19 protein-coding genes and 1 other RNA gene are annotated in these 25,216 nt (G+C 67.9%); 13 read left to right on the top strand and 7 right to left on the bottom strand.

What is annotated here, in order from left to right; all coding sequences use genetic code 11:
• Positions 1 to 14: 14 nt before the first annotated feature.
• Together QFZ41_RS06870 and QFZ41_RS06865 are read right to left on the bottom strand one after the other, a co-directional pair.
• Positions 15 to 1,226, bottom strand: a complete 1,212-nt coding sequence (locus QFZ41_RS06870) for a nucleotidyltransferase family protein (RefSeq protein ID WP_429198070.1) — start codon at positions 1,224 to 1,226, stop codon at positions 15 to 17.
• A gap of 7 nt (positions 1,227 to 1,233) precedes the next feature.
• The gene (locus tag QFZ41_RS06865) at positions 1,234 to 2,706 is read right to left on the bottom strand and encodes a B12-binding domain-containing radical SAM protein (RefSeq protein WP_429198069.1); all 1,473 of its coding nucleotides are present in this window, start codon (positions 2,704 to 2,706) and stop codon (positions 1,234 to 1,236) included.
• Between the two features lie 178 nt (positions 2,707 to 2,884).
• Here QFZ41_RS06865 and QFZ41_RS06860 point away from each other — a divergent pair, with 178 nt between their 5' ends.
• The 3 genes from QFZ41_RS06860 to QFZ41_RS06850 all read left to right on the top strand — a co-directional run bounded on the left by QFZ41_RS06860 (position 2,885) and on the right by QFZ41_RS06850 (position 7,171).
• Positions 2,885 to 3,928, top strand: coding sequence for a serine kinase (locus tag QFZ41_RS06860; protein ID WP_429198068.1), 1,044 nt, complete (start codon positions 2,885 to 2,887; stop codon positions 3,926 to 3,928).
• Between the two features lie 29 nt (positions 3,929 to 3,957).
• Entirely contained in the window at positions 3,958 to 5,637 is a 1,680-nt protein-coding gene (locus tag QFZ41_RS06855) for an ATP-binding cassette domain-containing protein (RefSeq protein WP_429198067.1), read from the top strand.
• Between the two features lie 355 nt (positions 5,638 to 5,992).
• A complete protein-coding gene (locus QFZ41_RS06850; protein WP_429198066.1) occupies positions 5,993 to 7,171 on the top strand; it encodes a diguanylate cyclase in 1,179 nt (392 codons plus the stop codon).
• Here the strand turns inward: QFZ41_RS06850 and QFZ41_RS06845 are convergent.
• Positions 7,168 to 7,422 carry a CsbD family protein gene (locus tag QFZ41_RS06845; protein WP_429198065.1) on the bottom strand — a complete coding sequence of 85 codons (255 nt, stop codon included), beginning with the start codon at positions 7,420 to 7,422 and terminating at the stop codon, positions 7,168 to 7,170. The genes QFZ41_RS06850 and QFZ41_RS06845 overlap by 4 nt on opposite strands.
• Positions 7,423 to 7,572: 150 nt before the next feature.
• On the opposite strand from QFZ41_RS06845, the gene QFZ41_RS06840 reads away from it, so the two are divergent.
• The 5 genes from QFZ41_RS06840 to QFZ41_RS06820 are packed head-to-tail and all read left to right on the top strand — an operon-like array spanning position 7,573 to position 13,851.
• Positions 7,573 to 10,173, top strand: coding sequence for a TIM-barrel domain-containing protein (locus QFZ41_RS06840; protein WP_429198064.1), 2,601 nt, complete (start codon positions 7,573 to 7,575; stop codon positions 10,171 to 10,173).
• A 3-nt stretch (positions 10,174 to 10,176) separates the two neighbouring features.
• Complete coding sequence (gene osmF, locus QFZ41_RS06835) at positions 10,177 to 11,079, top strand: glycine betaine ABC transporter substrate-binding protein OsmF (protein ID WP_429198063.1); 903 nt, start codon at positions 10,177 to 10,179, stop codon at positions 11,077 to 11,079.
• Positions 11,076 to 12,212 (top strand): ABC transporter permease, encoded by a 1,137-nt coding sequence (locus tag QFZ41_RS06830; protein WP_429198062.1) that lies wholly within the window; start codon positions 11,076 to 11,078, stop codon positions 12,210 to 12,212. The genes osmF and QFZ41_RS06830 overlap by 4 nt, the downstream gene beginning before the upstream one ends.
• Positions 12,209 to 13,135 (top strand): ABC transporter ATP-binding protein, encoded by a 927-nt coding sequence (locus QFZ41_RS06825; RefSeq protein WP_429198061.1) that lies wholly within the window; start codon positions 12,209 to 12,211, stop codon positions 13,133 to 13,135. Before QFZ41_RS06830 ends, QFZ41_RS06825 begins: the two co-directional genes overlap by 4 nt.
• A complete protein-coding gene (locus QFZ41_RS06820; protein ID WP_429198060.1) occupies positions 13,132 to 13,851 on the top strand; it encodes an ABC transporter permease in 720 nt (239 codons plus the stop codon). The genes QFZ41_RS06825 and QFZ41_RS06820 overlap by 4 nt, the downstream gene beginning before the upstream one ends.
• 13 nt (positions 13,852 to 13,864) lie before the next feature.
• Here QFZ41_RS06820 and QFZ41_RS06815 read toward each other — a convergent pair whose 3' ends face one another.
• Positions 13,865 to 15,919 (bottom strand): M13 family metallopeptidase, encoded by a 2,055-nt coding sequence (locus QFZ41_RS06815; RefSeq protein WP_429198059.1) that lies wholly within the window; start codon positions 15,917 to 15,919, stop codon positions 13,865 to 13,867.
• 224 nt (positions 15,920 to 16,143) lie between these two features.
• On the opposite strand from QFZ41_RS06815, the gene QFZ41_RS06810 reads away from it, so the two are divergent.
• The 3 genes from QFZ41_RS06810 (at position 16,144) to QFZ41_RS06800 (ending at position 20,505) form a co-directional block, all read left to right on the top strand.
• On the top strand, positions 16,144 to 16,920 hold the full coding sequence (locus QFZ41_RS06810) for a TenA family transcriptional regulator (protein ID WP_429198058.1): 777 nt from the start codon (positions 16,144 to 16,146) through the stop codon (positions 16,918 to 16,920).
• Positions 16,921 to 16,980: 60 nt separating this feature from the next.
• On the top strand, positions 16,981 to 19,719 hold the full coding sequence (locus QFZ41_RS06805; RefSeq protein WP_429198057.1) for a putative bifunctional diguanylate cyclase/phosphodiesterase: 2,739 nt from the start codon (positions 16,981 to 16,983) through the stop codon (positions 19,717 to 19,719).
• 111 nt (positions 19,720 to 19,830) lie between these two features.
• A complete protein-coding gene (locus tag QFZ41_RS06800) occupies positions 19,831 to 20,505 on the top strand; it encodes an HAD family hydrolase (RefSeq protein ID WP_429198056.1) in 675 nt (224 codons plus the stop codon).
• A gap of 94 nt (positions 20,506 to 20,599) precedes the next feature.
• Here the strand turns inward: QFZ41_RS06800 and QFZ41_RS06795 are convergent, their stop codons facing one another.
• The 3 genes from QFZ41_RS06795 to rsmI form a co-directional block, all read right to left on the bottom strand.
• A complete protein-coding gene (locus QFZ41_RS06795; RefSeq protein ID WP_429198055.1) occupies positions 20,600 to 20,968 on the bottom strand; it encodes a YraN family protein in 369 nt (122 codons plus the stop codon).
• Between the two features lie 29 nt (positions 20,969 to 20,997).
• Positions 20,998 to 22,797 carry a penicillin-binding protein activator gene (locus tag QFZ41_RS06790; RefSeq protein ID WP_429198054.1) on the bottom strand — a complete coding sequence of 600 codons (1,800 nt, stop codon included), beginning with the start codon at positions 22,795 to 22,797 and terminating at the stop codon, positions 20,998 to 21,000.
• Between the two features lie 187 nt (positions 22,798 to 22,984).
• Positions 22,985 to 23,812 carry a 16S rRNA (cytidine(1402)-2'-O)-methyltransferase gene (rsmI, locus tag QFZ41_RS06785; RefSeq protein ID WP_429198053.1) on the bottom strand — a complete coding sequence of 276 codons (828 nt, stop codon included), beginning with the start codon at positions 23,810 to 23,812 and terminating at the stop codon, positions 22,985 to 22,987.
• Between the two features lie 68 nt (positions 23,813 to 23,880).
• Here rsmI and rnpB point away from each other — a divergent pair.
• Both rnpB and mraZ read left to right on the top strand, forming a co-directional pair.
• Positions 23,881 to 24,247, top strand: an RNA gene (gene rnpB, locus QFZ41_RS06780) — RNase P RNA component class A.
• A 498-nt stretch (positions 24,248 to 24,745) separates the two neighbouring features.
• Positions 24,746 to 25,192, top strand: coding sequence for a division/cell wall cluster transcriptional repressor MraZ (gene mraZ / locus QFZ41_RS06775; protein WP_371022700.1), 447 nt, complete (start codon positions 24,746 to 24,748; stop codon positions 25,190 to 25,192).
• Positions 25,193 to 25,216 lie beyond the last annotated feature (24 nt).

Below are 25,216 nucleotides of genomic sequence, written 5' to 3'. Positions count from 1 at the left end.
GACCCGACGTCGTGTCAGCCCGCTACGACGGCGTCCAGCGCCTTGCGCACCACGTATAACGTGTCCATGCGCGGTATCGGACGGGTAAGCCAGGCGAGGAGACGGCGCCGATGGCCGAGGGTCACCCAGCTCTGGTCCTGCAGCCAGACCTGGGTCCGCACCATGTCGGCGCGCTCCTTCACGCTTTCCTCGGTGGGCCGCAGCCGGTTCTTCAGGCACCGGGCCGCTTCGCCGAACGAACGCGACCACTCGACACCCGGAAGGGCATGCAGCCACAGGTTGGAACAGGAGACGTGGGTCAGGGTCTGCCGGCGCGCGGCCATGCGCAGCACGCGTGGACAATGGCGACGGAGCCGCTTGAGCACGGTCGCCGGCACGGCGCCGCGGTAGTAGCGCGCGACCAGTTCGAGCGGCGGTAGCGCCCACCAGGGACGATCGCCGGACCAGAGCACGTCCCAGTCGTCCGACTGCATGCGCGTGGCGAGCAGCGCGATATCGTTGAGATGAATCAGGCGCAGGCTACGACCACACATGTTGCCTGCGGCGTGCAGCAACAAATGACTCATCAACGCACCCGAGGACGGATACGCATGGATGCCCGGCCGGGCGCCGCGGGGGCGGACGCGGGGCGTGATGTCCACCGTGTCCAGCGGCAGCCTTTCGTGGATGCGCGTGTGCAGTTCGATGTTGATCGGCGTGTCGCGATGCTCGCCGAGCCCCGCCACGGCATCGGTTGCCGACGGCTTGAACACACGGTGTTTCCACTGCGCGAACGATTCCTCGTAACCGATGGCGACAAGCATGGCGGCCGTGGTGTCCGCATCGGCCTCGTCCACCAGGAGATCCACGTCCGCCATCGGCCGGTCACCCGGCGCGTACAGTCCGAGCGCGTGCAGTGCCGCGCCTTTCAGGGCGATCATCGGCACCTGCGCGTCGCGGGCGCCCGCGTCGATACGGCGCAACAGCGCAGCGATCCGCTCGTGACGCTGGATGACGTGCTGGCGCTGGTCGACGAGGAAGCGACGCCACGAAGGCCGTTGCCAGGTGGAGAACCTGCAAAGCAGCGGCGACACGCCGTGGGCGACGGCGGCAGCCGACGCGAGCCTCCATTCGAGATCGGTCCAGTCGGGCATCGGCGTGCCGGGCTGGGCGAGGGCGAGTTCGGCCGCCAACGTTTCCGTCGTGCGGTGCAGGCCGTGCCTGACGAGTTTCAGTGGCGGCAACATGGCGTGCTCATGCGAGGGGAAGGGCGACGCCTTGCGACGTCACGGGAGAGGGCAGCGTGGGTGTTTCCGTGCGATGTGCCTGTTCGCTGGCGACAAGGGCGTTCCAGCGCGAACGCAAGGACGCCCGGGCCTGCAGGTCCGCCGCGCCTTGCTGCAGCGTCACCTGGTCGTGCAGCAGGTTGCGGAACTGGCGATAGAAATCGGAATCGTAGGCGCCACGGAACATCATCGCGAGGTCGGCGCTATCGTCCCAGTGTGTCTTGTCGCCCAGCTGCGCCTTCACTTCCTCGAAGAACTTCGTACCCGGCAACGGGTAGGACACGCTCACGCCGATGTCGTCGGGCGCGGCCATTTCCACCAGCTGTCGCGTCGCCAGCAGGTCGTCGAGTTGTTCACCCAGGTAACCGAGCTGGATGAAGAAGCCGACGCGGATGCCGTGCGCGCCGAGGCGCCGCCGCGCGGCGACGAGGTCGGGTACCTTGGTGCCTTTGGTCATGCGGTCGAGCACGCGCTGGCTGCCGCTCTCGGCGCCTATCCACGCCTCCGCGCAACCGGCTTTCGCCAGCGCGGCGCACATCCGTTCGCTGGCGAGGTCGGCGCGTGTCTGGATGGTGAAAGGTATCGACCCATCGCTGGCGTCGAGGTGCGCGGCGAACTCGCTCACCCAGTCCACGTGGAAGCCGAAGATGTCATCGGCCATCCAGATGTGATCAGGCGCGAAGGTGCGCTTCAGGTAAGTCATCTCGGCGGCGACTTCCTCCGCCGGGCGCTGGTTGTAGTGATTGCCCCAGATCGGCTTCGCGCACCAGTTGCAGCGGAACGGGCAGCCCCGTGACGCGGCCATGTTGAGGCTGAAAAAGCCGTGCCGGGCTTGCCAGAAGGCGCGGTACCGCTCGACGTCGAGCAGGTCCCATGCCGGCTGTCCGGCGACGCGCGGATCGGGTGGCACGGCGCCGATGCGGGTGATCCGCGTCGTGCCGCCGGCGATCGTGGCGACACCGGGGAGACCTTCCGTCCAGCCTTCGCGATCGATGCCGGGCTGTCGTTCGAGGCGGTCGACCAGGGCCATCAGCGCGCCGATGCCTTCGCCGATCAGTACGGCGTCCGCGCCCGCCTCGAGGAAGGGCTCAGGGTGGTCGGAGGCATCGGAGCCGGCCACGATCACGCGCGCGCCATTCGCGCGTGCCTCGGCGATCATCCGGCACGCCGCGTCACGCATGCGGCCCAGGCACATCTTGGTGAGGAAATTGAAATTGTCCTCGTAGAACACCACCAGGCCGGGCCCGGCCCGGTCGAATGCCGCCGCGTAGTCTTCCACACCATCCGCCAGCATGGAGTCGAACAACGTCACCTCGTGTTCCATCCGGCGCAGCAACGCGGCGATGTGGATCGTCGCCAGGGGGGGATAGGGCTTGCCACGTTCCCATTGCTTGCTGTCGTAGCGCAGGAAGTAGGAGTGGCCTACCTGGATCTTCAACATCGGTGACGGGCCTCGGACTGGACCAGGGGAGCGCGGCGCGCCAGCGCCGCTGCGATGGGCGTAGGTGCCGTCCGATGCGGGTGAGGTTGCGTCGATGCCACACCGCGCGTCGACAACCTTCCCGCGCCGCCGCCGCACTCACCGCCTCAACCGTTCCAGCCGGGAAGATCGACAGGCGATGACGTTTTCGACCGATGTCCATGCACAGGGCGAAGCCGCCGCCGACCCGTTCGGAGAGCGGCTGCGCCCCACCATTTCCGTCCGCCGCCAGATACTCGGCGGACGCTTCCGTTTCGAGAGCGACAGCGCCGACCTGCTGGCCCTCGTGGATGCGGCGTATGCGGGCTTGCCTGAGCATCGCTTCGCGACCGTCGCGCCGGAATTCCGCATCGAGTTACGCGTGCTTCCACGCGAAGCCGCCACCGGTCGCGCCACGCCACCTCCGGTGCGCGCGCAGGCAGGTGCCGGACTGCTCTGCGGCATGATGGACGAAGCGAACTACGTGGTGCTGGTTCCCGCGCAACACCGCGGCCTGGTCGTCGTTTCGCAAGACATGCTGGCGCATCCGTACCACGTGCGTTACGAGTTGATCGAGTTCGCCGTCTTCATGCTGGCCGCGCGCGGCCTGGGCCTGGTCCCCTTGCATGGCGCATGCATCGGCCAGGACGGACGGGGAGTCCTCCTGCTTGGCGCGAGCGGAGCGGGCAAGTCGACGCTCGCCCTGCAGGGTTTGCTCGATGGCATGGACTTCCTCGCCGAGGATGGCGTCTTCGTGCATCCGGACAACCTCCTGGCGACCGGCGTGGCGAACTACCTGCACGTGAAAGAGGATGTATTCCGCTTCGTCGAGGACGAAACCGTGCGTGCATGGATCGAAACCTCACCCGTCATCCACCGGCGCAGCGGCGTCGCCAAGTTCGAAGCCGACCTGCGCGAGGGAACCGGCCGCCCGGCGGCGATGCCGTTGCGGCTGGCCGGTGCCGTCATGGTCAGCGCGGAGACGGCAGCCGATCCGTCCCGTCTGTTGCGTCGCCTGCCGTGGGAGGAGGTGGCCGCATGGCTCGCCGCCGACCAGCCATATGCGGCGGGACAACCGGGCTGGGAACGCTTCGTCCATCGCCTCGGCGGCCTCGGTGTGTACGAATTGCGTCGGGGGGAGCATCCGCGCGACGCCATCGCCGCGTTGCGCGCCTTGCTCGCCGCCGGCGTCACGGGCCGTTGACGGTGCGCGAAGGCACCCGCCACCGGACGATGCCCTTGCACGCTTTGCTTCGTTCATTGCCGCACGACCATCGCCTCGGCACGGGGGTGTACGTCGCGTTGTCGCTGGTATCCGCTTTCGCGGGCACGCTCGCGACCGTGCTCCTGGTGGCCCTGGTGCAACCACGGCAACCCCTGCCGCTGCCGCTGCCGCATGTCCTGGGCGAGAGCACGGACGCGATGGCCAGTGCCTTCGCCCTGGTAACGGGAATCTTCGCGATGTCGCGCTGGTATGCCGCGCGATGGGGTGCCCGCCTGCTCGGACGTTATGGGATGGGCTTGCGCCGCCAGGTGCAGGCGCGGCTCGTCGATGCATCCTTGCCCGCGCTGGCGAACGCGACTTCGGCGGAAATCGCCAACGTGCTCACCTACAACACGGAAGGTCTCGTGCAGGGACTGAGCGCGGCACAGCAGTTGTTCGTCACGGGCGCGACCGCCGCGGCGAGCGTGGCCGCCGCTTGTTGGGTGTCGCCGGTGCTCGTGCTCGCCATGCCCCCGCTGGCGGTGTTCGGCTTGCTTTGTTCGCGCGGGTTCGGCCGCGAACAGTCGGAGGTGAGCCGCGCCTACGTGGCGGACATGACCAACCTGTTCCGTCACAGCGAGGATTTTCCGCGCCGGCTGCGTCATGTCCGGTCGTACGGACGCGAAGCCGCCGAGAAAGCGAGTTATGCCGACGTGGCGTCGCGCCTGTGCCGGGGCTATGCACGGCAACTGGAGCTGATCGCATCCGGGCGGCTCGTGCTGGAACTGGCCGCCGCCGTCGGCATCGCCCTGGTGTTCGCGCTCGCGCATCGCTGGCACGGTATCGACGGCTCATCGCTGGTCGCCGTCTGCCTGCTGCTCGGACGACTGGTGCCCTACATCGTCACCACACGGCAGAGTTTCCAGCAACTGCGCTCTGCGGCGCCCGCCCTCGAGCTCTGGCGGCGCTACATGGAACTGGATACGGTGACGCGAACGACCCCTCGGTCACGGGCGACGACGGACCCCGCCGGCGCGCTGCGCATCCAGCGCGTTCGCGTGGTTCCCCCCGCGGGCGGCCTCGAAGTGCATGACCTGGACCTGGTGCCGGGCGAGCTGACCTTCGTCTCCGGCGACTCGGGCATCGGCAAGAGTTGCCTGATGGACGTGCTGGCGGGGATGGTGGTTCCGGAGACGTTTGTCGCTTGGGCGGGCAGCGAGCGCCTCGATTTCGAGGCGTACCGCCAGCGTGTGTCGAAGGGCTCTTACGTGGGCCAGAGTGTGCGCCCGTGGCAGCGCACGGTGCGCGAGTGCCTGCTCTGGGCGGCGCCGTCGGCCAGCGATGCCGCGTTGCGCGAGGCGCTGGCCGACGTAGGCCTCGATAGCCGCCTCGCGACCACCGGCCTCGACACCCCGCTGGATGACGCATCGAGCCGCTTTTCCGGGGGCGAATCGCAGCGCCTCCTGCTCGCCCAGGTGATCCTTCGCCAGCCGGTCCTGGCCGTGCTCGACGAAGCGACCAGCGCACTCGACGCGGCATCGGAAATCGCCGTCCTGGCCGCGATGAAGCGACGCTTGCCGCGGACCGCCATGGTGGTGGTGTCGCATCGTGGCGCGGTGGCGGCGCTGGCCGGGCAATGCCTGGTCATCGCCGCCGATCGCGGGCGGGCCATGTCACCCACGCGGGCCACGGTACGGGCCAGCGCGTGAGCGTGGTCCTTCGAACGGCCATCCCTGCCGTTCGGTCTATTGTCCCGTCCGGCGCCACGGCATAACGTCGAAGCCGCACACAGGGGGACTGGCCGATGCGACCCACCGTCAGATACATGGCCCTTATCGCGGGACTCGCCGTCGCGATGGCGAGCGGTTCCGCCTCGGGGCCCGGCCGGCCCTCGTTCGAGGATGTCGCCGCCGCGCACCGCGGCTACCCGTGGAACACCGATCCCTGCGGCTTGCACCGGCCGATCGTGGGGTTGTGCCGCATGTTGCGGCCTGTCCGCGGATAACCCGCCGCGCTACCCGGCCGCGGTTGGGCGTACGATGCCCCCAGGGCCACGAACGACCGGTGGGTAGTTGCTTGGAGCAGGATGTCTGGGAGCGCAAGTACCATCTTGCGCTGGAGCGGATGGAGCGTGACGAGCGCGATTTCCGCGCGCTGGAAGAGGGGTTGCGCCGCCTGGCGTTACGCCTCGCCGTGCTCGCGCGGGGTCAGGACCGCGAACTGGATGGCCTGCTCGACCACCTGGCCAGTGAACTCCGCCACGTTCCTTCACTCGCGGCCCTCGAGCCACTGCTCGACGCGCTGGCGACGGCCGTCGCCAGCGCGGACGATCTCCCGCCTGCCGGCGGAGAGTCCGACGCGGCCAGCATCGACGGACTGCGTGCCGACATCGCGCGACTGCAGGAATTGCTGGCGGCGGTGAGCCTCCGCCTCGGCGACATGACCCGATACCTCGCGGTCGAACTGGAACGCGCGGCCCTCGACGATCGTGAAGGGCGGGCGCTGGACGCGACGGTGCGCGAGGAGATGCGTGCGCTGGGCGAGACGACCCTGGCCGCGGCGGACCTGGGCAGCTTGCAGGCCGAGGTCGCCGAGAGGCTTTCCCTCATCGACCGTCATTTCCGCGAATACCGGGAGCGCGAGGATGCGCGTCTTGCCGCGTATCGCGATCGTGCCGAGCGCATGCGCGACCGCGTGCAGGAGCTGGAAAACCAGGCGACTTCGCTACAGGATTCGTTGCGTCGCGAACACGAGCTCGCGCTCACCGACGGCTTGACGAGCCTGCCGAACCGCCTGGCCTACGAGCGGCGTGTCGCGGAGGTGGAACGCGAGGTCCGCGAGGGTGGTGGCACGGCCTGCCTGGGCGCATTCGATATCGACCATTTCAAGAGCATCAACGACACCTACGGCCACGGCGCCGGTGACGCGGTATTGCGTATCGTGGGACAGACGCTGGCCCGCGAACTGGAGGGCAGAGCCTTCGTCGCGCGCTACGGCGGCGAGGAATTCGCCGTCGTGTTCGCCGGCATGGATACCGGCGCGGCGGGACAACTCGCGCGGGAACTCTGCGCCACGGTGGAGAAGCTGGCGTTCCATGCCAGCTCCAGGCCCGTGACGGTGACGATGTCCGGCGGGATCACCCGCTTCGGCGTCGACGACACCGCGGCCGCGGCCTTCGACCGCGCCGACCGCGCGTTATACGCGGCGAAGCGGGCGGGCCGGAACCGCTGCGTCCTTCTCTAGTCGCGCCGGGCCAGCAGCATGCCCACGAGGATGCCCACGCCGAAACCGCTGAGGATCGCCCCGAGCGGGCGGTGGCTAACGGCGTCGCGCACGGATTCCACCGCCTCGCCGGCCTTTGCCTGCACCCGGCCCGCGGTTTCGCGGATGGCGCCTTCGGCTTCCACGCCGTGGTCTCCCGCGAGGACACCGGCCGCACGTTGCACGCGGCCGCCGACGGTATTGGCCGCGCCGCGGATCTGGTCTTCGTTCATGGTCGTCTTCTCCGGTGATGTCGGGGTGCACGGTGACGTCAGCGGAGTGCACGTGGCGCCAAGACGCCGTCAAGCCGATCCTTTCACCGGCTCCATGCGGCAACGCGTCATAATGATCCACCTCCGGTTCGCAAAGGGGTGACCCCGCCCATGGAAGCCACGACAGAGCGCCGCCGTTCCACGGGGGCTGCCGCCCGGCCCGAGGCCATCATCGAACGCGGCGAGGTTCGCTTCACGGTGCTGACCCCGCGACTCGTCCGCCTGGAATGGAGTGGCGATGGCCGCTTCCGCGACAGTCGCACGCAGGTCGTCGTGCACCGGGCGCTCGAGGTGCCGCCCTTCGGCCTGGCCGAGGACGAGCGTTTCATCGAGATCGATACGGGCGTCTTGCGGCTGCGCTACGAGAAGGGCGGCGGCCGCTTCGCCGCCGACAACCTCGCGATCCTGGTTCGCCACGAGGGCGTGCAGGTCACCTGGAATCCTGGCGATGCGCAGAAGGCCAATCTTGGCGGCACCTACCGCACGCTCGATCGCTACGACGGCGACACCTGGCAGGACGGCAGCACCCTGCCCCTCGAAGAGGGGCTGATCGCGCGCGACGGCTGGCATGTCGTCGACGATACCCACGGCTTCGGACTGGACGACGACGGCTGGGTGGAGGAACGTCCCGACGGTGATCGGCAGGACTTGTACTTCTTTGGATATGGTCGTGATTACCGCGCGGCGCTGGGGGATTTCGCGGCCATCGCCGGCCCGCAGCCGATGCCTCCACGCTTCGTCTTCGGCTACTGGTGGTCGCGCTACTGGAATTATTCGGACGAGGAACTGCGTACGCTGGGTGCGCGTTTCGAGAAGGAGCGCATCCCGCTCGACGTGCTGGTGCTCGACATGGACTGGCACACGACGCCGGGGCTTTCATTGCGTCCCGGCCATGAGCAAAACGACGTTTTCGGCGAAGCGTCCGGCTGGACCGGCTATACCTTCAACCGCAGCCTTTTTCCCGAGCCGGCTGCCTTCATGCGCTGGGCCCATGGGCAGAACCTTCGCGTCACGCTCAACCTGCATCCCGCGTCGGGCGTGATGCCGCACGAGGAAAACTACGGAGCGATGGCGAAAGCGCTGTCGTGGGACACCTCCACGCACGCGCCCATTCCGTTCGAGGGTACGTCTCAGCCGTACATGCGGGCCTTGTTCGACACCATCCTGAGGCCGCTGGAAAAACAGGGCGTGGACTTCTGGTGGCTGGACTGGCAACAGTGGCCGGAGTCGAAGGCGCACCCGGGCTTGTCCAACACGTGGTGGCTCAACCATGTGTTCTTCACCGAGATGCAGCGCGACGGCGACCGTCGCGGCCTCATCTACCATCGCTGGGGTGGCCTCGGTAACCATCGTTATCCCATCGGTTTTTCCGGCGACAGCGTGATTTCGTGGACGTCGCTCGCCTACCAGCCCCATTTCACCGCGATGGCGTCCAACGTGCTCTATGGGTACTGGAGCCACGACATCGGTGGGCACACCTTCCACAAGCACATCCCCCGGCCGGAACGGCACCTCGAACCGGAACTCTACGCACGCTGGATGCAACTGGGCGTGTTCAGCCCCGTGCTGCGCACGCATTCGGCGAAGGAAGCCAGCCTGCACAAGGAACCGTGGCACTTCGGACCGCCCTATGGCGACGCGATCTTCGCGGCGATCCGCCTGCGCTATCAGCTCGCGCCGTATATCTACGCCGCCGCGCGGCAAGCCTACGACACCGCGGTGTCGATCGTCCGGCCCATGTACTACCACTGGCCGGAGCACGAGGAAGCGTACGCACATCCGGCCCAGTACATGTTCGGCAACGATATCCTCGTGGCACCCGTGACCGCGCCTGTCGGTGCCGACGGTACCGCGCCGTTTCCCGTATGGCTGCCTCCGGGCAAGTGGTACAGCCGCGACGGCGCGGAAGCCTTCGAGGGGGGCCGCAGGGTGGAGCGTGCGTACACGCTGGAGGAAATCCCGATCTTCGTGCGCCCGGGGAGCGTGATCCCGTTGTACCCGGAGGGCATGCGCGACCTCGCCAGTGTCCCCGATACGCTGATCCTGCAGGTGTTTCCCGGTGCCCAGGGGGCCACCGAACTCTACGACGACGACGGGGCGAGCCAGGGCTACCAGCGCGGCGAGTTCGCTCGAACCCGCGTGCGCAACCGGCATGGCGATCGTGCGCACCGGGTGCACATCGATCGCATGGAGGGACGGTACAAGGGGCGCCCGGCGAAGCGCACGTACGTGGTGGAGTTCCTCGATGCCGGTATCCCCGAAAGCGTCGAGGTGAATGGCGAGGCGCTGCCCTATAGCGCGGAGCCGAAACCGGGGTCCTGGCTGTTCGACGCGGCATGGTTGTGTATCCGGGTGGACCTGGGCCTGGTTCCCGTGGACGAGGCGCAGGACGTCGTGGCTCGCTTCGTTCCCGAACACGCCGCGCCGGCGGGATTGCTGCATCGCATGCGCCGTGCCGCCGATGCGGTGCGATACCTCAAGCAGGTGTGGGGAGATATATCGGCCTTGCCCGACGATGTCGACCTCGCCGGCCAGGCCGCCCGTGTACTGGCGTATGCCGTGGACGAGGGCGATGACGAGGGCAGGGCGGCGCGCTTCACGGCGGCCGTGCGTGCCTTCGAAGAGCGCTTCGCCGGGCTCGCCGCCAGCGTGGACGCCACGCCGATCGACGATGCGTTCAAGCACGCCTTCGCCGACCGGCTGGGGCGCTGACCGTTGCGCCGGCTTCTGGTCCTGCTACTGGTCGTGTTCGGCGGCGCCGCGCATGCGCAACCCGCGTTGCGTGTCGGTTCCAAGGCCGATAACGAAGGCGCGCTGCTCGGACAGATCGTGTTGCAGGTGCTGCGCCACGAAGGCGTGCCCGTGGTCGACCGCACGCAGCTGGGGCCGACGTCGATCGTGCGCCGCGCGTTGCTCAACGGTGACCTGGACATCTACCCGGAGTACACCGGCAACGCCGCGTTCTTTTTCCACCGCGAGAACGACCCGGCCTTTCGCGACGCGGCGAAGGCGTATGCGCTGGCCGCCTCGCTCGACCTCAAGGCGAACAAGCTGGCCTGGCTGACTCCCGCGCCTGCCGACAATCACTGGGCCATCGGCGTCCGCCGTGACATCGCCGCGAAGGAGCGGCTGCGCACGCTGGACGATTTCGCACGATGGGTGAACGGAGGGGGCGACGTGCTGCTCGCCGGCTCCGCGGAGTTCGTGGAAAGCGAGGCTGCGCTGCCCGCGTTCCAGGCCGCGTATGGCTTCACCCTTCGTGGCAGGCAATTGCTGGTGCTTGCCGGCGGCGATACCTCGGCGACGATCAAGGCGGCGGCGGAAGGGACTTCCGGCGTCAACGCGAGCATGGTCTATTCCACGGACGGCGCGATCGCTGTGACGGGCCTGGTGGTGCTCGAGGACCCGAAGCACGTGGAAATGGTCTACCAGCCCGCGCCCGTCGTGCGCGAGGATGCGCTGAAGCGTTATCCCGCGATGCGCCCGGCGCTGGAGGCCGCGTTCCGGCCACTGACCGTCGACGTGCTGCGGATGCTCAACGCGCGTACGCAGATCGACGGGGAGGACGCGGCGACCGTGGCGGCGGATTACCTGCGCTCCCATGGATTACTGAAATGAAGGGGGCTCGCCCGTTCGAGGCCTTGCCGGTCATCGTGCTATCGGTGATCGGGCTGCTGGCGGCGGCGTTCGGGGCGTTCCTGCATGTCGCGCCGAACCGCCTGCTCGCCGGCGAAGCGATCCATCCACACCCGTGGTTGTGGATGGGCGCGTGGTCCATCGTGATGGCCTGCGCCGTGTCAGGGCTTCCGCGGCATCGTCTGGTCGCCGTCTCCTTCGCCTGGGCGGCGGTGGCCGGCCTGCCGCTGCTCGCCGGTCTCGACGCGCAGCGCATCCTCGCCCACGCCGCACCGTCGACCCGCGTTCAACTGGGCGCGGGGTTCTGGCTCATGTGGCTCGCCGCCGCGCTGTTGCTGCTCGACCGGTTGCGTGGTGCGCGCATCGCGGTGCAAGCCACGGCGTGGCTGGCGGCGCTGGCGCTCGTCGTGGCCCAGTGCGCCACGGGCATGCTCGACGGGCTTGCGTTGCTGCGTGAATGGCACGCGCAGCGCGCGCCGTTCGCCGAAGCCTTGTCCGTCCACCTGCGGCTCAGCGCGATCACCCTGGTGCTGGCCTTGCTGACCGGTGCGCCACTGGGCTGGTGGGTATGGCGAGGACGAAGGAACGACGGCCTGCTCGTGGGCGTGCTCGCCTTCCTGCAGACGGTGCCCTCGCTCGCGCTGTTCGCATTGCTGATCGGCCCATTCGCATGGCTGGCCCATGCGTGGCCCGCGCTGGGTTCGTTGGGCTTCGGTGGCACGGGCGCGGCGCCCGCGGTGTTCGCCTTGCTGCTGTATGCCCTGCTGCCCGTCGTGCGCTACACGGCGGCCGGCCTGGACGCCGTGCCCGCCGACGCCCGGGAGGCGGCGCGTGGATTGGGCATGAGCCGCATGCAGTTGCTTCTTCGTGTGCAACTGCCCCTGGGCTGGCCCGTGCTGCTCGCGGGGCTGCGTGTCGTCGCCGTGCAGACGATCGGTCTTGCCGCCGTCGCCGCGTTGATCGGCGCCGGTGGCCTCGGCCGTTTCGTCTTCCTCGGCATTGGGCAGGGCGCCACCGACATGGTGCTGCTCGGTACGCTGGCTATTCTGGTCCTGGCATTGGCCGTGGACCTTCTTTTCCAGGGCCTGCTCGCCCTCACGGAGCGTCACGCATGATCGAGTTCGAGCACGTCGGCAAGCGCTTCGGCGAGCACATGGTGATCGACGACCTTTCGCTACGCATCGACGACGGCGAGTTCTTCGCCCTGGTCGGCCCCTCCGGTTCGGGTAAGTCGACCCTGTTGCGCACGGTGAACCGGCTGGTACATGTCGACGCGGGCACGGTGCGTGTCGACGGCGAAGATGTCGCCACGCGCGACGTGGAGACCTTGCGCCGTGGCATCGGCTACGCGATCCAGTCCGTCGGGCTATTTCCGCACCGCACCGTGGCCGAGAACATCGGTACCGTGCCGCGTCTTCTGCGTTGGCCCGGGGAGGCGATCCGCGCGCGCGTCGCGGAGTTGATCGAACTGCTGCGGCTGGATGAACCCGGTATCGCCGATCGCTATCCGCATACGCTTTCCGGCGGCCAGCAACAACGTGTGGGCGTGGCGCGCGCACTCGCCGCCAGGCCGCGCATCGTGTTGATGGACGAGCCGTTCGGCGCGTTGGATCCACTGACGCGCGAGTCCCTGCAGACGAGCCTCAAGGCGATCCAGCGCGACACGGGAACCACCATCCTGTTCGTCACCCACGACATGGATGAAGCCTTCGGCCTGGGTGACAGGGTCGGCCTCATGCTGGACGGAAAGCTGGCCCAGGTCGGCGCACCCCTGGCCTTCCTCCGGCACCCGGCCGACGAGCGCGTGCGCGACTTCGTCGGCGGCACGCGTGCGCGACTGCGCGAACTGGCGGTGCGTACCGTGCGCGACAGCATGCGCAACGGCGAACGGGCCGAGGGCGAGGCGGTCGAGGCGGGCGCATCGTTGCAGGACGCCCTGGGCGCGATGCTCGCGCAGGGCCGCGACCGCCTGCCCGTGTGCGAGGGCGGTGAGCAGGTCGGGGCGATCGTGCTGACAGACCTCGTGGCGCGCCCATGAAGCTGGCGGTGACCCTCGCCGTGCTGGTCGCGCTCTTGCTGGCGCTGCCTCATTCGGCGCCATTGTTCCATGCATGGCAGCCGTCGCTTCCGCATCCGCTTTACACGCGCACCTCCTTCCTCGCGCTGACGCTGGCCCACTTTGTCCTCGTGCTGGCCGCCACGCTCGCCGCGGTGGCCATCGGTTTGACGCTCGGCATCCTTGCGACGCGTCCGCCTGGCCGCTCGTTGCTGCCGACGGTTCGCGCGGTGGCGGTGATCGGCCAGACGTTCCCGCCGGTCGCCGTGCTGGCCATCGCCGTGCCGCTGCTCGGCTTCGGCGCCGCGCCGACGCTGTTCGCGCTGGTGCTGTATGGCGTCCTGCCGGTGCTGGGGCAGGCCGTGGCGGGCCTGGACCAGGTACCGGCCGCCGCGTTGCACGCGGCCGACGGCATGGGCTATGGGCGTTGGCGCCGCTTGCTCGACGTGGAACTACCGCTCGCGGCGGGGCCGATCATGGCGGGCATTCGTCTTTCGGCGATCGTCAGCGTGGGCACGGCGACCATCGGCTCGGCGGTCGGCGCGACGACGCTGGGTTCGCCGATCGTCGAGGGGCTGGTGGGGAACAATCCGGCTTACGTGGTGCAGGGCGCCTTGCTGGTGGGCGTGCTGGCGTTGACGGTGGATGCGGCGCTGGCGACGGTGGAGAGGCGCGTGCGGCGGTCGGATCGCCGCTGAAGCGGCGATGGGGTCACCAGATCCTCACCCGCTGCTTCGGGTCCAGGTACAGCTTCTGCCCCGGCTTCGGCTGGAAGGCGTCGTACCAGGGATCCAGGTTGCGCACCGTCTGCGCGCGGAACTCACCCGGTGCGTGGCCATCGCCGATCACCTGCTGGCGCAATGCCGCATCGCGCGTCTTGGTGCGCCACGACTGCGCGTAAGCGAGGAAGAAGCGCTGGTCGCCGGTCAGCCCGTCGATTACCGGCGCGGGCTTGCCCCCAAGGCTTTCCTTGTACGCGGCATAGGCGATCGCCAGGCCCGATACGTCCGCGATGTTTTCGCCGAGCGTCTGCTGGCCGTTGACGTGCAGGCCCGGCAGCGGCTCGTACTCGTTGAACTGCTCGACCAGGCGCTGGCCCGCTTCCTTGAAGTGCTTCTCGTCGGCTGCCGTCCACCAGTTGGCGAGGCGTCCCTGGGCATCGAACTCGGCACCGGTGTTGTCGAAGCTGTGGCTGATCTCATGCCCGATCACCGCGCCGATGGAGCCATAGTTGGAGGCGGCGTCGGCCTTCGGATCGAAGAACGGCGCTTCCAGGATGGCGGCGGGGAAATTCAGCGCGTTCTGCAACGGCAGGTTCACCGCGTTGACGGTCTGCGGTGTCATCCACCATTCGTCGCGATCCACCGGCTTGCCCAGCTTGGCGACCTGGTGGTGGTACTCGGCGAGTTCCGCGCGGGCATGGTTGCCGAGCGGATCGTCGGGCCGGACCTCCAGCTTCGAATAATCGCGCCAGGAGTCGGGATAGCCGACGCCGACCTTGACGGTGGCGATCTTCGCCCTGGCTTTCTGCTTCGTGCCGGCGGACATCCAGTCGAGCGTGTCCACGCGCGCGTCGAACGCCTTGAGGATGTTCTTCACCATGTCCTGTACTTCCGCGCGCGACGAGGCCGGGAAGTACTGCTTCACGTAGAGCTGGCCCATCGCGTCGCCGAGGTCGGTGTTCACGCGGCCGAGACCGCGCTTCCAGCGGTCGCGCTGCTTCGGCGTGCCGGAGAGGGTCTTGCCGTAGAAGTCGAAGGCGAGGGCGTCGTAGGCCTTCGGCAGCAAGCCGGAAGCGTTCTCGTTGATGGTGTGGAAGCGCAACCAGGCCTTCCAGGTATCCAGCGGCTCACTGGCGACCAGGGCGGCGAACTTCGTCACCGTGGCCGGTTGCCAGACGATGAAAGTCGGCTGGCCGTCGAGACCGGCGGCCTTGAACCACGCGTTCCAGTCCATGCCTGGTGCCTTGCCCGCGAAGCTCGTGCGCGGCCACGGGTTGTTGGCCTTATGGATGTCTTCGCTCTCGACGATGGACAGCTGGGCCTGGGCGATCTTCGTTTCGAGGGCGACGATGGCCTTCGCCTTGCCGGCGGCATCGGGCGTGCCCGCCTGCGCGAGCAGGGCCTGGACGTAGGCGGCGTATTTCTCGCGCGTCTCGACCATGTCCTTGTCGTTCTTCAGGTAGTAGTCGCGGTTGGGCATGCCCAGGCCGCCCTGCAACAGGTAAGGCATGTTTTTCGAGGGATCCTCGAGACCCTGGGCGACGAAGAGGCCTAGCAGGTGTTCGGTGTCGAGGTTGGTCGCGTTGATCGGATCGACGTCGGCTCGCAGCTGCGCACCGAGTGCCGCCGAGAGCTGCGTCTTGTCCTTGATCGCGTCGATCCGCGCCAATGCCGGTTCGAGCGGCTTGAGACCGGCCTTCTCGATGGCCGCCTCGTCCATGTACGCCTTGTAGTAGTCGGCGATGAGGCGCTCGTTGCTGCCCGGCGCCGCCTTGCCGTCGCTGGCCGCCTTGAGCAGGTCCGCGTTGCGCTTCTCGGCTTTCTGGAACACCTCCAGGAAGATGCCGGTGCTGGCCCGGTCGGCCGGAATGACCACGGTCTTCTTCCAGTTCCCGTTGGCGTAGCCGTCGAAATCGTCGCCGGGCTGCACCGAGCGGTCGATGCCCTTGAGATCGATGCCCGAGGGCTGGCCGACGGCTAGCGCGCCCGTGGAAGCGAGGCCGCAGGCGATCGAGGCGGCGAGGATCCGGTGGATGGTGGCCATGGAAGGGTCCTTGCGGGTGGGGCGCCCACGATAGCCCTCGCCGTGGCGCTTGTGTCCATGACCGATGGACTAGGCGCAAGGCCACCTCACGGGCCCCACAAAGCAGCCGGGGGGATGTGCCCTAATGATCGTCCGGCTTCGCAACGAGGCCGGTAACGGGGCGGGCCGCGGGTCGCCCGGGCCCGCCCGACCATCATTGGCAGCAGATCTTTAGGGAGATCTTTATGAACGCACGTTTCGAACTGACCGGCTCGCAGACCGAGATCGCCAGCTATCCGCTTTGGGCACAGGACATGGTGTCGTCCTGCGAGGATACCCGGCGGGGGATCGTCAACCATGAGATGTGGACGGCGATGTGCGCCGCCACCCTCGACCCGCAGACCACGCGCAACTTCATGGTCGGGGTCTGGCCGGTGATCGAGCGGTTCCCTGGCTATATGTCGCATAGCCTGTTGAAGACCCGTTATGGCCGCAGCCCGGGCGACGATCTCGCCCGGCGCTGGCTGGTCCGCAACATCCGGGTGGAGCAGAACCACGCCGAGTACTGGCTGAACTGGGCGGAGAGCGCGGGGGTGCCGCGCGAGGACGTGCTGGCGGCCGAGCCGCCCAAGGGCTCGCAGGCCCTGGCCGACTGGTGCGAGGAGGTGTCCCGCAACGACTCGCTGGCCGCCGGCATCGCCGCGACCAACTATGCCGTGGAGGGAGCTACGGGGGATTGGTCGCAGCTCGTCTATGAAAGCAAGGCTTATGCCGAAAGCTTGCCGGTTTCCGGCCGGAAAGCCGGCCTTCGCTGGCTTCAGCTTCACGCCGCGTATGACGATACCCACCCGTGGGAGGCCCTGGAAATCGTCTGCGCCCTGCTCGGGACCAACCCCCCGGTGGACCAGGTCGAGCACATCAAGGAGTGCGTTCGCCGCAGTTATGTGTCCATGAGCATCACGCTGGACCGTTGCATGGACGCGGCCGGATCGATCCGCAAGTGGAACGAGGCGGCGGCGTAACTCGCAAGTTGGGCGTCATATGGAGCACTATCACGACCGGTTGAGGAACAAGGGGATCCAATGCGCCGCCTCGAGGCCAATCACCAGCAGCTTCTGTCCAGGCGCCTCAGGCCGCTGGCCTATGCCTTGGTGGCGGTCGTCGGCCTCATCCTCACCCTGACGTGGGTCGCGCTCCAGACCCAGGTGACCCTCGCCGGTTTTCTCAACGGCGAGAGTCTCTGGTCCAAGGCGCAGAAGCAGTCGGTCATCGACCTGGACGCCTACGCCGCCCACGGCCGGCCGGCGGACCTCGCCGGATTCAGGCGGAACTACGCCGTGCTCATGTCCGACCGCTGGGCGCGCGACGCGATCGCCAGCGGCGACTTCTCCCATGCGGAGGTCAACGACGCCTTTGCCCGGGGCGGGGTGATCCCCGAGGCCATCCCGGGAATGGTCTTCATCTTCCAGTACTTCGACGGCATGCCTTACGTGCGTGAGGCCGTATCGGAGTGGCGTTCCGTGGACGGCAGCCTGGCCGACCTCGAAGACACGGCCGACCGCCTCGAGAAGGGCTATGGCGCCGGCACGTTGCAGCCGGCCGACGTCGCCGCCGAAAGAACGCGGATCGCCACGCTCAACAACTACATCGAACCCCGCGCCAAGGCGTTTTCCCTTTACATCGCCAATGGCGCCTCGTGGCTTGGCCGGGTGCTGTTCTTCACGGTGCTCGGCGTCGCCGCCCTGGCCTCGTTGCTTTGGCTGCGCATGGCGGGACGCATCCTCGCCGGGATCCGCGGCACGGAGGAGCGCTACAGCCTCCTCTTCGACAGCGCCGCGGATGCCATTTTCATGGTCGACGAGGAGAGCGGTCTCATCCTCGACGCCAATCGCCGCGCCGCCGCGTGGCTGGGCTGTTCGCGCGAAGAACTCACCGGGATGGAACTGGCGAAGCTTTTCGTGGAGGGCTCGCCCGACACGGGCGTCGGCAGCCTGCGCAATCCGGACGGCAGCCTGCGCCCGGTGGAGACACAGAGCAGCCTCGTCGTCTGGGGCGCGCGTCGCGTGTCGCAGGCCATCGTGCGCGACATTTCCGACCGCGTGGCCATGGAGCAGGAGCGCAAGATCGCCTCCGAGGCGCTGGCCAGCATCGCGGAGGGCGTGATCATCGCGGACGCCGACCGCCGGGTCACCACCGCCAACGCGGCGCATACGAAGCTCACCGGGTACCCCGTGCAGGCGCTGCGCCGTACCCGCTTCGACATCACGCGGACGCTGCCGGATGGCCGTCCCTTGCCGCAGTCCTTGTGGGACGACATCGCGGCGGGCGACAACTGGGTGGGCGAGGTGGAAAGCCGCCGCGCGGATGGCAGCACCTACCCGGAACTGATGAGCATCAGCACCATCCGCGACCGTGACGGACGTCCGCAGCACTACGTGGCCGTGGTCTCGGACATCACGGCGCGCAAGGCCGACCGCCAGCGCCTGCAACACCTCGCCACGCACGATCCGCTCACCGGCCTGGTCACCCGCTCGGAGTTCGAACGCCGCTGCGCCGAGGCGATCACCCGCGCGGCGCACGAGCGTGGCGCGGTGGCGGTGCTGTTCGTCGACCTCGACGCGTTCAAGGTGGTGAACGACAGCTACAGCCACGCCACGGGCGACGCCTTGCTGATGCGCGTCGCCGAGCGTATCCGCGCCCAGCTCTCGCCGCACGACGTCGCCGGCCGCATCGGTGGCGACGAATTCACCGTGCTGCTGGCCGACCTGCGCTCGCGCGAGGAAGCGCTGGTGGTGGCGGAGACCATGCTCGCCGCGCTGGCCCGCCCCTTCGACCTGGGCGATTACGAACTCTATGTGAGCGCGAGCATCGGCATCGCGGGTTACCCGCTGGACGGCAACGACGCGGTCACCCTGATCGCCAACGCCGACGCGGCGATGTACGTGGCCAAGACCGAAGAGCGCAACGCGCTGCGTTTCTACACCCCGAAGATGCATGCCGACGCGCGGCGCCGCCTCAAGCTGGCGTCGGAGTTGCGCCAGGCGCTGATCCGGAATGAATTTCACCTCGTCTACCAGCCGAGCGTCGAAATGAAGAGCGGGCGCATCGTGGCCGTCGAGGCCCTGATCCGCTGGCGCCACCCGGAGCGGGGCAACGTCGGCCCGGACGAGTTCATCCCGATCGCGGAGAGCCTCGGCCTGATCCGCCAGATCGACCAATGGGTGCTGGAGACGGCCTGCCGCCAGTTGCTGCAATGGGACGAGGCGCGCCTCCCGCCCTTGCGCATGGCGGTCAACGTATCGGCCGGTTCGTTCGGCCATCCCGACTTCCTGCAGGGCGTCTTCCAGGCGCTGGAGGAGATCGGCATCCCCCCGAAGCGCTTGCTCGTGGAACTGACCGAGAGCGCCATCCTGCGCCTGGGCGAGGATACCGAGCGCGCCATGCAGGCCCTGCACAACCTGGGCGTGGCGGTGGCCATCGACGACTTCGGTACCGGCTATTCGTCGCTCGCTTACCTGAAGCTGCCGGCGGTGGCGTATCTCAAGATCGACCGCTCCTTCGTCACCGGATTGCCGATGAATGCGAACGACGTGGCGATCACGGAAGCGATGGTCGCTATCGCGCGAAGCCTCGACCTGCACACGATCGCCGAAGGCATCGAGACCGAAGGCCAGCATGAGTTCCTGCTCCGCGCCGGCTGCCAGGAAGGACAGGGCTTCCTGTATTCGCGTCCGCTGCCGCCGGACGAGATCGAGCGCCTGCTGGCGCCACGGGCCACGGGCGGCAAGCGCCTGTCGCTGGTCCCGCCCAAGCGCGCGTGACCCGCCGAAGGGCGTTCAGCGAAAGGCATGCCGTGCCAAGAAGGTGCGGCCTCTTCGAATCAGAATGACCAGCCCCATATAGGCGGTCATGTACCCGCGCAAGGATCCATCGTGTCCCACCACGACCCCATCGTCTTCCTGTTCGACGTCGACAACACCCTGATCGATAACGACCGCTTCAGTGCGGACCTCCGTGCCCGCCTGGAACGCGATTTCGGCGCGGAGGGCCGTGCCCGCTACGAGGCCATCGACAAGGACATCCGCGGCCAGGTCGGCTACGCCGACTACCTGGGTGCGTTGCAGCGCCTGCGCGGCCAGGCGAGCAGCCCCGAATTCATGGCGATGTCGTTCTTCCTGCTCGACTACCCCTTCGACGAGCGCCGCTTCCCCGGCGTGCTGGAAGCCATCGCGCACCTGCGCACGATCGGCCGTCCGGTGATCATGTCCGACGGTGACACCGTGTTCCAGCCGCGCAAGATCCGCCGCGCGGGGCTGTGGGAGGCGTTCCGGGAAGACGTGCTGATCTACGTGCACAAGGAAGAGATGCTCGACGACATGCGCCGCCGTTATCCCGCGGACCACTATGTGATGGTGGACGACAAGCCGCGCATCCTGGTGGCGTTGAAGAAGCTGCTCGGCGACAAGGTCACCACGGTGTTCGTGAAGCAGGGGCACTATGCGGCCGCTGCGGGCAAGGAACTGGAAGAGACGCCGCCGGACATCACGATCGATACGGTGGCGGAGCTGGCGACGATGCGCCGCGAGGATTTCCTGGCGGCGGCCTGACCGACCGCCATCGCCGCTTTAGCGGCTATGCCTTCGGGTGGGAAGCCGCTTTAGCGGCGATGCCTTCAAGGTAGGAGCCGACCCTGTCGGCGATTCACGCCTCGAAAGCCCCCCGCACCCACTCCACGCCATCGCCTTCGAACGCCAGCACGTCGAACCGGCAAGGCCTGCGCGCATCGTGCGGATGCCACGCGATCCACAGGTGCGCCGCGCTGATCAGCTTGCGCCGCTTGGCCGCCGTCACCGATCCCAGCGCGCCGCCGAAGGCGCCATTGCACCGGTAGCGCACCTCGACGAACACGACGGTATCGCCCTCGCGCATCACCAGGTCGATTTCGCCATGCCGGCAGAGGAAGTTGGCGCGGACGAGGCGCAATCCCCGTTCTTCGAGAAATGTCCGGGCCGCGCCTTCGAAACGGTCGCCGGTGGCGCGGCGCGGAGTGGTTTTTTTCGTTGCCGTCACGCGAACTCCCGGTTCGCGCCGGCGGGGGATCAGCCCCCGCCGCTTTCGACGTCGGGAGCCGTGGCCGGCGCTTCGAGTTCGAGGCTACCCGCGACGGGGCGTGCCACGCCGTCGGCGAAGCGCGCCCAGATGAGTACGCGGCGCACGCGGCCGAACTCATCCGCGACCAGTTGGCCGGTCGCGCCGGGCAGGTAGCTGCCTGGATGACCGCGCATCCAGTCGATGTAGGGCACCAGGCCCCACGCGTCCATGCCGAAGGCGAACAACCGCGCCGTCACGCCCTTGGTCGACGGCAGCGCGTTGTTGAGATCCGCGCGCCGCGGCAGTCCCGGCTGTGCGTCGAACAACCAGGGCGCGTCGCAGAACTCCACGCCTTCGAGGTCGCGATCCGCCGTCGCATCGTCACCGCCCGCGTAGACGTGCGAGGTGGCGAAGACCGGCAGCGTGTTTTTCGCCAGGCGCAGTTGGGGCAGCAGGAGACGTGCCTGCTGCGGTTTCATGCTGATGAAGACGCCGCTGGTGGCGGGATCCTGTCCGACCGGCTCGGACAGTTGCGAAGCGAAATCGATGCTCCCCGAGTCCAGCGTCACCTGGCCGGCCAGCGTGCCACCGCGGGCTTGCCATTCGGCCTTGAACGCGTTGCCCGCACGGCGCGCGAAATCGTCGGTGGATACGATCACCGTGGCGGTTCGCATGCCGCGATCGGCCATGTGGTCGGCCACCTGGGCGCCCTCGGTTTCCGGCAGCAAGCCGAACTCGTTGGCGCCGGCGGGCGGCAGGTTCTTGTTGTCGTTCGGGTAGTTCAGCGTGAGCATCGGCGCGGGCAGGGCGCCCTTGGCGAAGATCGCGGAAACGCCGTCGCGATTGAGCGGGCCCACGACGAAGCGCGCGCCTTCGGCCACGGCCTTGTCGTAGGCGGCGACGGCATGCTGGGCATCGTTGCCGGAATCGTAGACGGCCACTTCCGGACGGGGCGCATCGTTATGCGCCGCCTCTATGTAGTTGGTGAAGAACCCGTCGCGGATGGCGGCGCCCGCACCGGCCAGCGGGCCGGACAGCGGCAGCAGCAGCGCGACCTTGGTCGGCACCTTGTATCCCTCGCGCACGCCCTTGTCGCCGGTGACCGTGCCGACGGCCTGGTCGAGCACGGCCGGCGCACGGCTCACGCTGCCGAGCTGGGCCTGGGCTTCCGTTACCCAGGGTTTCATCGGATCGTTAGCCGGAAGGGCACCACCGCGTTCGGCCAGCGCTTGCGCACCGAGGCCCGTGAGCTGGGTGAGGATTTCCTTGCGGTTCTGCTCGCGGTCGATGCCGCGCAACTGGCCGTCCAGTTCGATCCGGGTCTGCGCCGCGCTCCACGGATCGCCGGCGGCGGCCTGGGCGCGGGCGCGCAATTCGGCGAGGCGCTGGTCGATCTGCGGCGACACACGCGACGACGGCTTACCGGTAAGCGAGAGCGCGGTCTTCGTGTCGTTGTTCTTCAGGGCGACTTCGGCGCGCAACGCATCGAGGCGCAAGGCGTCCTCGCCTTCGAGGCGAGAGCGGCGAACATCGGCGACGATGGGAGCCGCGCGGTCGAGGGCCCCTTCCTGACGGTACGACTCCGCGGCGAGCAGCTTGTAATAGTCGCGGTGGTCGCCGTCCTGCGCGGCCAGCGCGAGGTAGGCCTGCGCGGCCTGGTCGAACTGGCCCTTGATATAGAGCGCCTGCGCCGCCTGGGTGGCTTCACCCGAAGGTGCGGCACCGTGCTGGACTCCGCCCTGCGTCACGCAACCGGCGAGGCCGGCGGAAAGCAGGAGGACGAGGGTGGTGGCGCGGATCGATCGCATCGCAACGGATTCCTTGACTGCACGAAGGCGCCCTCCGGCGCCGAAACGACCGGATCATAGCCCATCGCTCCGCGAGGCCGTTGTGAGCCGGCCCGTGCTTGCGCCGATCCGGCCCCTGCCAACCCTGATCCGGCTCCCGGCCGATCCTGGTGGGAGCCGACCCCGTCGGCGATAGCCCGCCCGCCGGTCAAGCCCCGTAAAGCGCCTTCCGCGGCGCACCGGTGATCGCGGCCGCCAGCTTCGCCGCCTTGGCGGGAGGCAACTCATCCTTGAGGATCGCGAACACACGCAGGCCCTCGGCCAGGCGCTCCTCCTCGCCGGCTTCGCGGCCGGCGACCATCACCACGAATTCCCCGCGCTGCTGGTTCGGATCGGCGGCCACGCGCTCGACCAGGGCGGCGAGCGGGCCATCGAGCACGGTTTCGAACATCTTGGTGAGTTCGCGCGCAACGACCGCCTCGCGTTCGACCCCGAAGATATCGCGCATGTCCTGCAGCGATTCGAGGATGCGGTGCGAGGACTCGTAGAAAATCACGGTGCGCGTTTCGCCGGCCAGTTCACCGAGTCGCGCACGGCGGGCCCCTGCCTTGGCTGGCAGGAAGCCCTCGAAGACGAAGCGATCGCTCGGCAACCCGGCCACGGAAAGCGCCGCGACGACCGCGCTGGGACCCGGAACGGGGCTGACCCTCAGCCCCGCCGCCCGCGCCGCGCGGACGAAGCGGAAGCCGGGGTCGCTGATCAGCGGCGTGCCTGCATCCGAGACCAGGGCGATGTCGTCGCCGCCGCGCATGCGCTCGACGAGGCTGTCGACCGCCGTACGCTCGTTGTGGTCGTGCAGCGCGACCAGTGGCGTCTCGATGCCCAGGTGCTGGAGCAAGGGGCGCGTATGCCGCGTGTCCTCGGCCGCGATGACCTTCACCCGGCGCAGCGTCTCGATGGCGCGGGCGCCGATGTCGTCGCGATGGCCGATCGGCGTGGCGACGACGTGCAGCGTGCCGGGACGTGGTGATGACATCGGGGGATCCGCTGGACAGGGCGGATCATTCTACGTGCAGGTGCCGCTTCTGCCGTACAATCGCAGGTGGAGTCGGCCGGACAGTCGCGTCGCGCCTTCGGGCGTATCGAGGAAAGTCCGGGCTCCACAGGGCAGGGTGCCAGGTAACTCCTGGGCAGCGTGAGCTGACGGCCAGTGCAACAGAGAGCAGACCGCCGATGGCCCCGAAAGGGGATCAGGTAAGGGTGAAAGGGTGCGGTAAGAGCGCACCGCGTGCGGGGCTAACGCCGCATGGCACGGTAAACCCCACCCGGAGCAAGACCAAATAAGGGAACCATGACGCGGCCCGCGTCGTTCCCGGGTAGGTTGCTGGAGCCTGGCGGTGACGCCAGGCCGAGAAGAATGACTGTCACGTCGCAAGACGCACAGAACCCGGCTTACAGGCCGACTCCTTTTTCTTCCAGGCATCGCGGCGCCGTCTCACAGACGGCGCCGCGGCGTTTCCAGGTACGGGTGGTCTGGGACAAACAGATGGCCGGGCTGTGATGGCTGTGGCGAGCCGTGGTGGGAGCCGACCCTGTCGGCGATCCCGCGGCAGCGGGCCAGATTACGGCAAGCACCCATCGCTGACAGGGTCGGCTCCCACCAGGGTGGGTTCCACCATGGCGGCTGCCAATGGTCGGACGCCATCGCCGGAAGCCGACTTCGATGAACGTGGAGTTCAGTCGGGGGTGGTTTTGCATCGTTCGGCGACCGCTGGAACCGCGAGATCTGTCACAAAAAACCTCAACGATTCAACCACCTTCCGCCCCTTCCTCAGAAACGGCTGGAAATTGGCATGAACGTGAGCTTTCTCCTTGATTCACAAGAAAAAATTCCTTGACAGTCTCAGGACCCGAGACTATCGTGGGCCCCAGTGTTAAATCGTGGGATTTGGTGGGGCGGCCAACGAAGATGTTTCAAGGCGAGACAGCCATCACGGTCGACGACAAAGGTCGTCTGACGATTCCGACGTCGTATCGGGATCTGGTGGCTGACGCGTGCGCGAATCGTCTGGTCGTGACCTACAACCCGTTCGAGACCGGCTGCCTCTGGATCTTTCCGTACGCGGAGTGGGAGCAGGTGCGTGACCAGGTCAATGCGCTGCCCAGCGTGAAGGCCGTCCACCGGGCGTTGCAGATGAAGTTGGTGGGCGCCGCGGCCATCGTCGAACCCGACGGAGCGGCCCGCATCCTCCTCCCTTCCAGCCAACGATCGGCGGCAGGCATAGAAAAAAAAGCCGTGTTGCTCGGCATGGGCAAGAAGTTCGAGCTCTGGAGCGAACTGGCCCACCTCGCGAAGATCCGCCAGACGATCGGCGAGGACGACATCAGCGACGACATGGCGGAGCTGCGGTTGTGACGACGAACTAACTTTCGAGGTTTT

The sequence above is a fragment of the Luteibacter sp. W1I16 genome (assembly GCF_050434905.1).
In the GTDB taxonomy this organism is placed as follows: Bacteria; Pseudomonadota; Gammaproteobacteria; order Xanthomonadales; family Rhodanobacteraceae; genus Luteibacter.
The sequence above is the reverse complement of the archived record's forward strand: the minus strand, read 5'-3'. Positions and strand labels throughout refer to the sequence as shown.